Raw genomic sequence first — 13,298 nt, 5'->3', positions numbered from 1 at the left:
CTGTTGGCCGCAAAGATTGATTTCTTCGCAGCTCGCAAGCATCGACCAAGAAAAGAGCGAGGAGCCGCTCAGTATTCCTTTTCGTAGAAGATGCCGGCAGTGCCGCCTTCGCTTCCCGCACCGGCCTTCAGCTTCACGCCTCGGCCGACATCGAGATTGATGGTCGCCTGTGCGCCGTTCTGACCGCCCTGCTCAACCTGGATGTAGGTCCGGTTGTTGATGTAGCGGCCGACCGACACCGTGGTCTGGCCGGTCGAGTCGGTGTTGATGTCGAGATCGTCGACACCGAGATTGCTGCGCAGCGTCTGAAGGAGTGAAGTCGAGCCGCCGCCGGCAAGCTGGCTCACCGCATCCGCCAGCTGGGCGATCTGCAGGGGAGACAGGCGCGACATGGACTGGCCGAAGATCAGCTGCGCCAGAACCTCGTCCTGCGGCAGGGCCGGCGAGGAGGTGAAGGCAATCGTCGGATCGTCCGCCAGACCGGTGACGCCGACCGTAATCGTCGTCTGGCCGGAAGTGGTGTCGGCCGACATATCTAGAACCGGGACGAGACCACCGCCGAAGGTGATGTCGCCACGGGTGAAGTCAAGGCGCTTGGTCAGGATGACGATACGGCCGCGGCGCATCTCGAAGCCGCCGGAAACCTGCGGCGCGACGGCGGTGCCGGCAACCGTCAGTTCGCCGCCGAGTTCCGCATCGATGCCGCGTCCGCGCACGAAAATACCGTTTGGCGCGTTGATGCGCAGGTCAAGCTTCATCGGGTTGGAGCTGCCCTGAGCCTGCTTCGGGCGGATTTCTTCCATCTGGCGAAGAACGTCAGCCGGTGCGTTGCGGTGGCGGATGTCGATCGAGGAGAGCGAGCTCGGCAGCTTGGCCGGAACGGTGATCGCAGCCTTGACCAGCGTGACCGCACCGGCGAGCGTAGGACCGGATGTTAGGGGGCCGGTCAGCGTCAGGGTGCCGTCGGCCGTGACCGCGAAGAGCGTGCCGTCCGCATAGGCAGCCTTGGCAAGCCGGACTGTGATGTCGGCGGGGAAGCCGGAACCTGGTTCGATGCCGACGGTGCCGTCGACGGATACCGTGCCGCCCGTGGAGAGCGTGCCGTTGATCCCGGAAAGCCGTGCCGTGCGTCCGTCCAGCGCCACGTTGGCCGCCAGATTGTTGATCGCAAGGTTGCGCCTGACATCGATCAGCTGCGCGCCGGACGTGGCGAACGTGCCGGTGATCGCGGGAGACGCGGCTGGACCGCCGACGGCAAGGTCTACACGGCCGGCGCCCTGCAGAACGAAACCTTGAGCGGCGAGCTGTCCCGCCAGAACCGAGAAGGGAAAGCTGCCGTTGAATTTCAGGTCGAGGGGACGATCGCCGGTGATGACGACGGAGCCGCCGCCAGAGAGTGAAATGCCACCACCGCCGGAAAGGCGGGTGTCGACGGTGACGCGTCCATCCTGGAACGTTCCCTGCGCGGTGATGTCGACTGCTGCGACGCCAGCACCGGTGGTCTGGCTAACGGCCGCCTCCGCCCAGCGGAGCGAATAGCGCACAGCGGGAGCCTGGGGCGTGCCTGTTGCGGTGACGTCGCCAGATATCGTGCCCCGGGCGCCGAGGCCCGGCGAGAAGGCATTGGCGATGGCGGCCGGAATGGCGCGCGCCTTGGCATTCACGTTGAGCGCCGGACCGCCTTCGGCATTCAAAATGATGCGGCCGTCGGCCGTGACTTCAAGGCCGCCGCCGCCGGTGATGCGGGTCTGTTCTAATGCGACTGCGCCATTTGCAAAGGTGCCTGCCGCATTGATGCGAAACGGACTGATGCCAGCATCGCGCGTCTGGCGAAGCTGGGCATCACTCCATTCCAAATCATAGCGTATGGCCGGGGCAGCACTCGTGCCCGTGGCGTTGATCGTGCCCGAAATACTGCCTGCGGCATTGATCGCAGGCAGGAAGGTATTGAGCAGGCTTGCCGGCAGAGCCTTGATGGTTGCCGTCAGGTCGAGGCTGGAGCCGGCGGTGCCGTCGACCGCGAGGCTGCCGGAGCCGGTGGCGATCGTGAGGCCGGACAGTCTCGCGCTGCCGTTTTCCATGACGATCCGGGTCGGGTTTGCCAGCCGCACAGGAATGTTGCGCGGCGTCGCCTCGAAACTGTCGAGACCGATCGCAAGGCCATTGGCGGTGTCGATAGTCGCGACCGTCGTCAGCGGTGCATTGTCGTAGCGGGCCGCCAGATTGACCGCGGTCGTCGTACCGCTATGGCGCAGGCCGACGTCGAGGTTTTCGAGGAAGACTGAGTCCGTACCGAGCCGGGTTGCGCGGATGGAGCCCTGGGCTGCGATCGTGCGGATGTCGGGGATGGTCAGGTCGATGTTCGGCGCGATCAATGCCGCACCGCCCTGACGGAGCGCGGAGCCAGTCGCCTTGATCACCGCACCGGTCGTCTCCCCGGTCTTGTTGAAGACCACGGATCCCTTGAGATCGCCCTGGGCCTGTTGGGCTGCGAGTGCGGCGAGCAGCGAAACATCGGGGAAATCGAATTGCAAATCACCGGACGGCGTGAAGTCCGGCGAAAATGCAAGGGCGCCGGTCAGCTTGTTCGGGCCGATCTCAGCGTTTATCGCAGGAGCGCGGGTTTCGCCGTTTGAAGATGCCACGTCTGCATTGATGCGAGATCGGCTTGCCATCAATGGCGCCGTTTACGGCCACACGGCCCTGCGGGGCTGCCGGATCGGCGGTGCCTTCGACGACGAAGCTCAAGTCTTCCAGCTTGCGGCCGACGAGGCGTGCATCGGCGGAGTTGATGACAGCTTTGACGGCCGCGCCGGTCAACGGACCCTTGGCGGTGATGTCGAAGCCGGCGGCGCCTTCGGCATCGCCAAGCCAGCGCTTGATGTCGGGCAGTCGTCCGGCAAGGTGGCCGGCGACGTTGCCGTTTTCCATCAGTACATTGCCATGGGCCTCGACTGCATTCGACTTGACGACGAGGTTCTCGAGGCTCATCCGCCCGCCCTGGACGACGTCGACATAGCCTTCGGTCGCAATCATGCCCTCGAAGCGGGAGGCAAGTGCCGGCGGCAGGACGGAAGGATTGGCCGAAAGGCGGAAATTGCCGGTGACGGTCTGTTTCGACGTATCATAGGCGCCGCTGACCGTGCCGTTCAGGCCGGCGCTTTCAAGCGTCGCTGCATCGAGGCCGATCGCCGGTGGAGAGAGGCGCAGCGGCGCATCGAGCGTGACCGGTCCGCGGATGACGCGGGCGATGTCAGGATTAGTGAAGTTGAGGTCCGCGACGGTCAGGCGGCTGCGGATGCTGCCGGCCCTGGTGACGAGGTCGAGATCCTCGCTCTCCGCCTGCAGCCTGATCTGGCGGAAGCGACCTTGCGGAAGCTCCACCAAGGGAGGGCAGCCGTCGCATTAAGACGCGCCGCGGTTGCTGCACCCGTCAGCGTGGCATTCAGCGTCTCGACCGAGAAATGACTCATCTGGCCGTTGATCGGCCAAGCCACGTCGACGGGACCGTTGGTCCCGGCAAGGCTTGCCGTCAGGCTGTTGTCGCCGGCCGGGTCCCAGGCGCCCTTGGCCGAGATGCGGACGGCGCCGGAGGTCAACTGGCCGCGCTCGAAATCCACCCGGCCCGAGGGCGAATAGGTTGTGGCGATATCGATATCGGTCGTACCGTCGAACAGTTCGCGGAAGGCCGGCGGCATCAGCGTGGCGAGCTGGCCGCCGCCCTTCACTTCGACGCGATGGGCGCCGTTGTTGACGAGCAGGTGGCGGCCATTGACGGAAATGACCGGCTGGTTGTCGACTTCACCGTTCAGCCGCCCCGCCCAATTGGAGAGAGGACCTTCGCCATCCAGCGCAAGCTCCACTGAGGGTGCGCTGGGAAGCCGCAGCAGGCGAGCAAGCAGGCCGCCCTGGGGCTCGGAGATGGATGCCTTCAAGGTCAGGCGGTTTTCGGAGGGGGCATAGACGATATCAGCGAGCGCTTTGGCATCCGGCTCGTCCTTGCGGGTGGCCTGAAGGTCGAGTGCGATATTGGGACCGGTCGCGTCGATCGAGCCCTTGAGCGACAGCGCGAAATTGCGGCCGGACAGCGCCTGCGAGAGATTGATGTCAGGCAGGTCTATCTGGGCGACGCGCACGCCAACGGGCAGCGGCGAGCCGGAGGAAGAGGTGGATGAAGACGAGGTCGTCGTCGCAGCCGCTGGCTCAGGCGGGCGGATGAAGTTAACCGAGGTCGCGGCAATGCGATCAGCACGGAATTCGCCGGTGATCAGCGCCGTCGGCGACCAGTCGATCTCGATGCCGTTGATCGTGGCATAGGGACCCTTGCTGTCGGACAGGGTCAGGTCGTCGACGCGCAGGTCTCCCGTCAGCAGGCCCTCAGGGCGTGAAAACGAAATCGCGCGGTCGGGCGTGGAGATCAGCGAGGAAATGCGGGTTGCGGCAATCTGTCCGCCGACGGGCGTCAGGGCGACGAAGAGAACAACGCCGAGCGCCATGACGAAAAGGACGCCGACCGCGGCAATCGCGGCCTTCAGTGTCCATTTCAGGAGGCGGGCGATGAATGTCATAGTAAAATAGTGCCTCTTAGAACGCCTGGCCGATGCCAGCATAGATACCGAACGATTCGCCACCGTCATACTTGTTCAGCGGGACGGCGACATCCAGGCGGATGGGGCCGAAGGGTGTCGCATACCGAAGTCCTATGCCCGCGCCTGCGCGAATATCATTGAAATCAGGCACGAATTCGGTTGCAACGGTTCCAACGTCCACAAACGGGACTATACCGATGCTCTCTGTCACTTTTACGCGCGTCTCGAAAGAGGCCAATACGTAGGATCGGCCGCCAAGCGCGTCGTCATTACTATTATAGGGCGATATTTCCCGATAGGCATACCCACGTACCGATCCGCCGCCGCCCTGGTAGAAACGCCGCGTCGCCGGAATGTCCTGAAGGTCGCCGGTGCCTATCAACGTGCCGGCCGCTAGTTTGCCGGCCAGCACGACCTTGTCCTCGGCGCCGAGGCCGTAATAGCCGGCGATAGATCCTTCGAAGGACGAGAAGACATTGCCCTTCAATGCTTCATAGCTCGGCTTGGCAGAAAGCGTGCCGTAATAGCCTTCCGTCGGATCCAGCTTGTTGTCGCGCATGTCGCGCTCGTAGGAGACTGGCAGGCTGAAGGTCAGGTATTCGTTCTTGCCGAATGCGTCCTCATCGGTCCAGAAATAGGCGATCTCGCCGCCGCCGGTGAGTTTGTCATGCTCGCTGAGTTCATAGCTCAGGCCGGCGGAATAGATGACCGACTGTGCCTGATAGGCGTCCGGGTTTTCGCTTTTCGCCTCAAGGCGGGATTCAAAGGTGGCTTCCGGCACGAAGGCGCCCGGCTTGGTGAAGATAATGCCGGCCGAATAGTCGAAGGTTGTGATGTCGCTCGCGCCAATGCCGGAGACCTTGCCCTCGACCCTCAGCGATTCCGCCTCGCCGAACAGGTTACGGTGGCCCCAGTAACCCTGGACGCCGGCGCCATCCAGCGACGAATATTCCAGGCCGAAGCCGAAATATCTATGCTTGCCCTCGGAGACTTCGATCATCAGCGGCAGAGAGCCGTCGGCGGCAAGGCTATCCGGCTCGTTGATCGTGATGCTCGAAAAGACGCCAAGTTCGCGCAGGCGCTCAGAAGCCTTCTTCAACTGTTCAGGAGAATAGCGTTCGCCCCTGTCGAGGCGTGAATAGCGGCGGACAAAATCCGATTTGACGGTCTTCGTGCCCTGGACGCTTACGGTTCCAAATGGCGCAACAGGGCCGCCGCTCGCGCCAAGCACCACATCTACGGTATTTCTGGCATGGTCGGCGGTGACTTGACGCTCCATCGGCTTGGCCAGAGGCCTGCCTTCTTCCTTGATGTCCTGAACCAGTTTTTCGCCGGCCTTGAGAATCACCAGTGAGCCCGCCTCGCCACCCGGGACGAGATCATAGTCGGCCGGGTTTCTGCCTGCCGCATCGCCTTCAAAGCGCACCGCGCCGATTGTGAATTCCGGGCCCGGCTTGACATCGATCGTCACAGGAACGGGTTTCGAGTGGTCGAATGTCGGGTTGGGCGGAAGATCGTCGATATCGGTGCCGGCGACCTGGATGCGGACGACACCGCCATAGCGGGCGCGCTCATAAAGGGCTGCGATAAGGCGGTCGCGGTCTTCACGAGCCTTGATTACGACACCGAGATCACCGGAAACCGGTTCGTCCTCGTCGCTGACCAGGGCCGATGCATTTTCCAGGCGTTCGGTGAGATCAGCGTCGGCGTCACCCGTCTCAAGCGTCGCTTCATAGCGGACGGGGTCGATCACATCGACGGTCTCTTCATCGCCTCCGAAAAGAGTGATGCCGAAAATCTTGAAGGCATAGGCCTGACTGGAGAGGGCTGGAGAAATGGCTATGGTCGTCGCCAGCAGGCAGGCCGCGCCGACACGCCGGCCGCTCCAGTCGCTCGTCCTCCCCGCTTTTTTCTTTTCCATACGCAGACTTAAATATTGCAACTGATCGGTCAGACCCTCATGGCCGTCGAGAACTTCTGTACCCGCAAAATACCACAAGGGGTACCCTTGATCTTAGGTGCATGATCATTTGGTGAAATAAAAAGCCCCGAAGCGTGCTTCGGGGCCACAATGGACGATGGAACTGATTGGGTATCAGTAGCGGCGCGGGCAATCGTCGATATAGCGACGGCCATAGCGGTCACGGTAGTAGCACTGGCCCGGCTGTTCCGAGACATTGCCAATCACGGCACCCGAAACGCCGCCGATGGCTGCACCCACGGCCGCGCCGCGAACATTGCCGGTGACTGCGCCGCCAATGATGGCGCCCGACGCGGCGCCGATGCCGGCACCTTTCTCCGTGGCGGTGCAGCTTGCGAGCGATGCGCCAAAGAGCACTAACATTATGACTTTCTTCATGGCTTCCTCCAGCCTTCACACTGCCGCACCTCGGATCATTGCCGGTGGCAAGGGAGGGCGAGTGGTCGGAACAATAGTTCTCGACCATTAAGAGTCCATATCAGGCTATCTGATTTTATTCCGATACCTTGTCGCTATTTAAGGCGTAGGATTGTAAAAGCTGCGTGTATCCTATGCGTTACAATCACCATTTATGCGGGTTTTTGGCTCGAACTTGACATGAGTCAATCTTCACATTTTGGGTAGCGCTAAGATTTGGATTGGAATAATTCAAAAAAATGGGCCATTTGCCGCAGGCAGGTTTAAATCATCTCTTTCCGGTTGACTAAGAGAGCGGCAAAGAGCCAAAAACTGCGCAGGTTCTGGAGTGTGGCATGGATTTCGAGGCATTTTTCAAGAGCGAGCTGGACGGACTTCATCAGGAGGGCCGATACCGCGTTTTCGCCGACCTCGAACGCAACCGTGGCCAGTTTCCCCGTGCGACCCATCACACGCCTGACGGCACCAAGGAAGTAACCGTCTGGTGTTCCAACGATTATCTCGGCATGGGCCAGCACCCGGCCGTGCTGCAGGCGATGCACGAAGCCATCGATCACTGTGGCGCGGGTGCGGGAGGCACCCGGAATATTTCTGGTACCACGCACTACCACGTTCTTCTCGAGCGCGAACTCGCCGATCTGCACGGCAAGGAATCGGCGCTGGTCTTCACCTCCGGTTATATCTCCAACTGGGCGACGCTCGGTACGCTCGGCCAGAAGATCCCCGGCCTCATCATTTTCTCCGACGCATTGAACCACGCGTCGATGATCGAAGGCATCCGTTATGCGAAATGCGACCGGGTGATCTGGAAGCATAATGACCTCGAAGATCTCGAGGCGAAGCTTGCTGCCGCCGATCCGAAGGCGCCGAAGATGATCGCGTTCGAGAGCGTCTATTCGATGGATGGCGATATCGCGCCGATCAAGGAAATCTGCGATCTCGCCGACAAGTACGGCGCGATGACCTATCTCGACGAAGTCCATGCTGTCGGCATGTACGGCCCGCGCGGCGGCGGCATTGCCGAGCGCGAAAGTCTGATGGATCGCCTGACGATCATCGAAGGCACTCTCGGCAAGGCATTCGGCGTCATGGGCGGCTATATCGCGGCATCGGCTGCACTCTGTGATTTCATCCGGTCCTTCGCGTCCGGCTTCATCTTCACGACGGCGATCCCGCCGACGATCGCGGCCGGGGCCGTCGCCTCGATCCGGCACCTGAAGGTCAGCCAGTTCGAGCGTGCGCGCCACCAGGAACGCGTCCGCAAGCTTCGCGGCCTTCTCGATCGCCAAGGCATTCCGCATATGCCGAACCCGAGCCATATCGTGCCGGTCATGGTCGGCGATGCGGCCAAGTGCAAATGGATCTCGGATATCCTGCTCGATACCTGCAATGTCTATGTGCAGCCGATCAACTATCCGACCGTGCCGCGCAAGACCGAGCGCCTGCGCATCACCCCGACGCCGCTGCACACCGATGCCGATATCGAGCATCTGGTCAGCTCGCTGCACCAGCTGTGGTCGCGCTGTGCGCTCGCCCGGCACGTGGCGTGATCAGGCGGCCTCATACCCCTCACCAACAAAATCTAGCACTTAGCCTTTGGCTAAGATGCTGATTTTGTAACCCCTCCCACCAAGGGAGAGGTAGACTCGCGGCTGACGCGGCGCCTTTATCTCTCCCCTTCGTGGAGAGAAAGCGATTTCAAGATCTTAGCTTTAGCTAAGTCTTAGAAATCGCAAGTGAGGATTTTCCTAAGCCGCCATTTCCTTGACGACAATCGCATCGGCCGCACGGCGGCGGGCCTCGGCATCCGCTGCAAAGACGTCGTCCATCGTCATGGCGGCGCTATAGCCCACCATTTCCTCCATCACCTGTTCGGCGATGTCGGCCATCTGCAGGAAGCCGATGCGGCCGTCGCAGAAGGCGTGGAAGGAAATCTCTTCGGCCGCGTTCATGACGGCGCCCTGGACGCCGCCACGCTCCATGGCGGTACGGGCAAGACGCAGCGCCGGGAACCGCACTTCATCCGGTGCCTCGAAATCGAGCCTTGCGAGCTTGGCGAAATCCAGCCGCTCGACATCGAGCTTCGGCCGGTCGGGATAGGTCAGCGCATAGCCGATCGCGGTGCGCATGTCCGGGCAGCCGAGCTGTGCCAGCACCGAGCCGTCGGTATAGCCGACCATCGAATGTATGATCGACTGCGGATGGACGATGACCTCGATCTGGTCCGGCCGCACGTTGAACAGGTGCTTCGCCTCGATCATCTCCAGCGCCTTGTTGAACATCGAGGCGCTGCCGATCGAGATCTTCAGGCCCATCGACCAGTTCGGATGGGCGCGGGCAATCTCCGCCGTCACGCCGGCCATCTGCTCCCGGCTCCAGGTGCGGAACGGGCCGCCGGATGCGGTGAGCACGATACGCTCGACGGCATGGTGCTGGTCGTCCTCCAGGGACTGGAAGATGGCGCTGTGCTCGCTGTCGACCGGAATGAGCCGCCCACCACCTTCTGCGACTGCCTTGACGAAAAGATCGCCGGCCGAGACCAGGCATTCCTTGTTGGCGAGCGCGATATCGGCGCCGCGCTCGGCGGCTGCCAGCGTCGGCGCAAGGCCGGCCGTGCCGACGATTGCGGCCATGACCCAATCGGCGTCGCGCTGACCCGCCTCGACAAGTGCCTCCCGACCGGCGGCGACTTCGATGCCCGTGCCGGCAAGTGCGTCCTTGAGGGCTGCGTACTGGTGTTCATCGGCTGTCACCGCAAAAGCGGCGCCTGAAGTCTTCGCCTGTTCCGCGAGAAGCGCCACATTGCTGTGACCGGTCACGGCGACCACGTCGAAGGTGTCACGTCCGCCAAGCTGCTGCAGGACGTCGAGAGTGTTGACGCCGATCGATCCGGTCGAGCCGAGAACACTGATGCGACGCCGTTCGATTTCTGCCATGCGATGATCCATTCAACCAATTGCCGCTGGTCTACAAGTGAATGCCGCCCGCCACAAGTCCAGCTTTTAGGCTGCCGAATGCGACCATCTGCGGCTTGATCTCGGCCAAAATGGGAGCGAAATGGAGCGATGAGTGAAAACGAGACGATCAGGACGACATGCGTCGTCGCCGGTGCGGGCCCTGCCGGGCTCATGCTGGGCTTCCTCCTTGCACGCGCCGGCGTCGACGTGACTGTGGTCGAGAAACATGCGGATTTCCTGCGCGACTTTCGCGGCGACACGATCCATCCGTCGACCCTTCAGGTCATCGAGGAACTTGGGCTGATCGACGATTTCCTGGCACTGCCGCACACGCGTGCGGAAAAGCTGTCGGCCGAGATGGGCGGGCGGACGATCACAATCGCGGACTTTTCCAAACTGCCGCTGAAGAACCGTTTCATCGCCTTCATGCCGCAATGGGATTTTCTCAATTTCCTGGCCGCACAGGCGAGCGGCTATCCCAATTTCAGGCTGATCATGCAGGCCGAGGTGACGGAGGTCAGGAAGCGCGACGGGAAGGTCGAGGGTCTCATCATCCGTACGCCCGAGCGCAATATCGAGATCGAGGCCGATCTCGTCGTCGGGGCCGACGGGCGCAATTCGATCGTGCGCCAGAAGGCGGGTCTCGTCGTCGAAAGTTTTGGTGTGCCGAGCGAAGTCATCTGGATGAAGCTCTCCAAGCAGGCGGGCGATCCGAACGAGGTGATGGGCCATGCCGGCCCGCGCCAGGGTTTCGTGTTGATCGATCGCGGCGACTACTGGCAATGCGGCTTCGTGGTTCGCAAGACCACGTTTGCCGAGATCCAGAGCCAGGGCATCGGAGCGTTTCGCAGGATGGTGGCCGACGTCTCGCCGCTTCCCACGGATCGTGTCGAGGAACTGCGCTCCTTTGACGATACAAGCCTGCTCACCGTTCGCATCGATCGGCTGGCGCAATGGTGGCGACCGGGGCTGATCTGCATCGGCGATGCGGCGCATGCGATGTCGCCGATCGGCGGGGTGGGCGTCAACCTCGCCATCCAAGATGCCGTGGCCGCGGCCAACATTCTGGCGGCCCCGCTTCGGGAAGGTCGGCTGACGGATGCCGATCTGGCCGCCGTCGAAAAGCGCCGCAGGTTCCCGACGAAGGCGACGCAGAAGATGCAGCTGATGATGCGCAGCAGCCGTCGCAAGGATGAGGGAGGAAGCCAAGCGCAAGGGGCCGCCGGCCTTCATCCGCGGCATTGCCCGGTGGCCGGTGCTTGCGCATCTGGCCGGACGGCTGATGGGCATGGGCTTCCGCATGGAGCATGTAAAGGCGCCCAAGTCCCGCGCCTGATCAGCTTTCGCCGGCGCTCTAATTGCCCTTTGCGGGCTTTTGTTTGCAACCTTTGCTATTCTTCGCCGTTGATCCCCGGTATCAACCGGGGTCCGGCATGCGTCTTTTTCGTCGAGTTCTGATTTTGCTGGTCGCCATAGCCGGTGCGGTGGTGTTTTCGCAGGCCCCGGAACTGACGCAGCAATATCGCCAGCGCCTCGGCGGCGCGATCGATGAACTGACGACGATCATCCAGAATTTCGACGAGCAGGCAAACCACGCCGGGCTGGAGCGGCAGGCGGCACTCAACATCTATGCCGTTTCGCCCGAGCAGTTCCTGCGCAGCCAGGGCGATTCCATGCGCCATACATTCGATCGCTATGAGAGCCTATCAGATCAGATGCTGCACCTAGCCTCGACATCGCCGATCCTACGGCCGCTGGTCGTCGCCCGGAACCCGGATCCCGCTACACTTGCCAATGCATGGCGCGATTTCGTGCCTGGCGTGCCGGTGAGCATTGCCGGCCTTGTCTGGGCTGTGCTCGGTGCCGTCGTCGGCTTGATGGTCGCGGTCATCCTTCTCGTCGTTTTCCGTGCGACCGCGATGATCGGTGGCCGATCCCGTGGCCGGGCCGCGCCAATGACGACGTCGCGTGCCGAGCGCCAGGTATTTTCCGAGCCATACCCAAAAGCCCGTCATTGACCGGCGTCAAAGCCTGCCCGTCTGCAACGTGCAACATCGCCGGATCGAGTGTCGGCCATGGCGACCGCACAACGACGCGGATCGGTGCATGGCGTTCAAGATCTCCAGGATGAATTCCCGTGATACGTCCCGCGCCTATGCGCTGATCGAACGCGCCATGTCGGGGCTGGAGCCTAGTCACTGGGCAGCGCTGACGGCTTCGAAAGATCTGCGCAAGGCCTGGTTCGTGGCGAAGGATGGGGAGGGTATGTTCGCGGCATATGCCATGTCGCGGTAAGGGGCGAGGAGATCGCCGTCGTCAACTGGAGGTTCCACTGCTCCTGGCGGCTGGCCTTCTAGACAGTCGGGAGATTGAGCGCGATCTACTTGACGTGGCGAAGAGTTATGCAGTCGCGGAGGGATGCGGCCTTGTCCATGTCTGGACCGCCATTCCATCCAGTTGGTCGACCCTGACCGACTATCTGGAGCATGGCCCTTGGGACCACGGCATCATCTTGACGATAGACGGTAACGACGAACCGGATCAGCCTATCCGGCCGGTGAAGATGTAGCCGACGCCGCGCACCGCCTTGATGAGCTGCGGATGTTGAGGATCCGCCTCGATCTTGCGTCTGAGCCTGACGATCTGCGCATCGATCGTCCGGTCGAAGGCTTCCAGCTGGCGACCGCGCGTCAGGTCCATGAGAAAATCGCGGGTGAGCACGCGCCCGGCATGGCCGAGGAAGGCTGCCAGCATGTCGAACTCGCCGGTCGTCAGCTCGACCTCGCGTCCATCCGGATCGAGAAGCTGGCGACGTGATGTGTTGAGCGACCAGCCCTCGAAGCTGATGATTGCGTCTTCCTGCTGTTGCGCCGGTTTCGCGTTTGCCGGCTGCCGGCGACGAAGAATGGATTTCAGCCGGGCATGGACTTCGCGCAGGTGAAAGGGCTTGGCGATATAGTCGTCCGCGCCGATCTCGATGCCGATGATGCGGTCAACCACATCGTCGCGGCCGGTCAGCATCATGATCGGGATGTCGGAACTGGCGCGGATATCGCGCGCAAGGTCCAGCCCGTCGCGCCCTCCGGGCAAGGAGAGATCGAGCAGCACGGCATCAAAACCGTCCTGTTGCATGGCGACGTCCATTTCGACGCCATCACCGGCAGTGGTGACCCGATATCCTTCTCCCTCGAAATAACGAGTGAGCATCTGGCGGATACGGGGATCGTCGTCGACGACAAGAAGGTGCGTCGCGTGGATTTGATCAAAAGACATTCAGCAGGCCAGGCCGTTACAAACTGTTACCAATTCGAACCGTCTATTACCCCCGTAGCATTCGCGCGTTACGCGCAGCGG

Annotated in this window: 11 protein-coding genes and 1 pseudogene; 5 read left to right on the top strand and 7 right to left on the bottom strand. The window is 62.0% G+C overall.

All coding sequences use genetic code 11. The features are described 5' to 3' along the window. Nucleotides 1-68 precede the first annotated feature (68 nt). The 5 genes from N7E02_RS12825 to N7E02_RS12805 form a co-directional block, all read right to left on the bottom strand. Complete coding sequence (locus tag N7E02_RS12825) at nucleotides 69-2,675, bottom strand: translocation/assembly module TamB domain-containing protein (RefSeq protein ID WP_286582329.1); 2,607 nt, start codon at nucleotides 2,673-2,675, stop codon at nucleotides 69-71. After that, a complete protein-coding gene (locus tag N7E02_RS12820; RefSeq protein ID WP_286582328.1) occupies nucleotides 2,599-3,387 on the bottom strand; it encodes a hypothetical protein in 789 nt (262 codons plus the stop codon). The genes N7E02_RS12825 and N7E02_RS12820 overlap by 77 nt, the downstream gene beginning before the upstream one ends. Then, entirely contained in the window at nucleotides 3,285-4,568 is a 1,284-nt protein-coding gene (locus N7E02_RS12815; RefSeq protein ID WP_286582327.1) for an AsmA family protein, read from the bottom strand. Before N7E02_RS12815 ends, N7E02_RS12820 begins: the two co-directional genes overlap by 103 nt. A gap of 16 nt (nucleotides 4,569-4,584) precedes the next feature. After that, the gene (locus tag N7E02_RS12810) at nucleotides 4,585-6,510 is read right to left on the bottom strand and encodes an autotransporter assembly complex protein TamA (protein ID WP_286582325.1); all 1,926 of its coding nucleotides are present in this window, start codon (nucleotides 6,508-6,510) and stop codon (nucleotides 4,585-4,587) included. Nucleotides 6,511-6,684: 174 nt separating this feature from the next. Further along, a complete protein-coding gene (locus N7E02_RS12805; RefSeq protein WP_286582323.1) occupies nucleotides 6,685-6,948 on the bottom strand; it encodes a YMGG-like glycine zipper-containing protein in 264 nt (87 codons plus the stop codon). 374 nt (nucleotides 6,949-7,322) lie between these two features. Between N7E02_RS12805 and hemA the strand changes: the two genes are divergently transcribed. Next, a complete protein-coding gene (gene hemA, locus N7E02_RS12800) occupies nucleotides 7,323-8,537 on the top strand; it encodes a 5-aminolevulinate synthase (RefSeq protein WP_286582321.1) in 1,215 nt (404 codons plus the stop codon). Nucleotides 8,538-8,735: 198 nt separating this feature from the next. Here hemA and dxr read toward each other — a convergent pair whose 3' ends face one another. After that, a complete protein-coding gene (gene dxr, locus N7E02_RS12795; protein ID WP_286582320.1) occupies nucleotides 8,736-9,923 on the bottom strand; it encodes a 1-deoxy-D-xylulose-5-phosphate reductoisomerase in 1,188 nt (395 codons plus the stop codon). A 129-nt stretch (nucleotides 9,924-10,052) separates the two neighbouring features. Between dxr and N7E02_RS12790 the strand changes: the two are divergent. The 4 genes and pseudogenes from N7E02_RS12790 (at nucleotide 10,053) to N7E02_RS12775 (ending at nucleotide 12,513) form a co-directional block, all read left to right on the top strand. After that, nucleotides 10,053-11,280, top strand: a pseudogene (locus tag N7E02_RS12790) (FAD-dependent oxidoreductase). Between the two features lie 124 nt (nucleotides 11,281-11,404). Continuing rightward, complete coding sequence (locus tag N7E02_RS12785) at nucleotides 11,405-11,962, top strand: DUF2937 family protein (protein ID WP_353622911.1); 558 nt, start codon at nucleotides 11,405-11,407, stop codon at nucleotides 11,960-11,962. A gap of 88 nt (nucleotides 11,963-12,050) precedes the next feature. Beyond that, entirely contained in the window at nucleotides 12,051-12,239 is a 189-nt protein-coding gene (locus tag N7E02_RS12780; protein WP_286582318.1) for a hypothetical protein, read from the top strand. A gap of 94 nt (nucleotides 12,240-12,333) precedes the next feature. Beyond that, on the top strand, nucleotides 12,334-12,513 hold the full coding sequence (locus N7E02_RS12775; RefSeq protein ID WP_286582317.1) for a hypothetical protein: 180 nt from the start codon (nucleotides 12,334-12,336) through the stop codon (nucleotides 12,511-12,513). Here the strand turns inward: N7E02_RS12775 and N7E02_RS12770 are convergent. Then, nucleotides 12,486-13,217 carry a response regulator gene (locus N7E02_RS12770; RefSeq protein WP_286582316.1) on the bottom strand — a complete coding sequence of 244 codons (732 nt, stop codon included), beginning with the start codon at nucleotides 13,215-13,217 and terminating at the stop codon, nucleotides 12,486-12,488. The two genes, N7E02_RS12775 and N7E02_RS12770, sit on opposite strands and share 28 nt — an antisense overlap. Nucleotides 13,218-13,298: the final 81 nt, after the last annotated feature.

This window comes from Terrirhizobium terrae (genome assembly GCF_030323265.1).
Classification (GTDB): Bacteria; Pseudomonadota; Alphaproteobacteria; order Rhizobiales; family Rhizobiaceae; genus Neorhizobium.
Note: the sequence above shows the minus strand (reverse complement) of the source record. Positions and strands in the feature narration are given on the sequence as shown.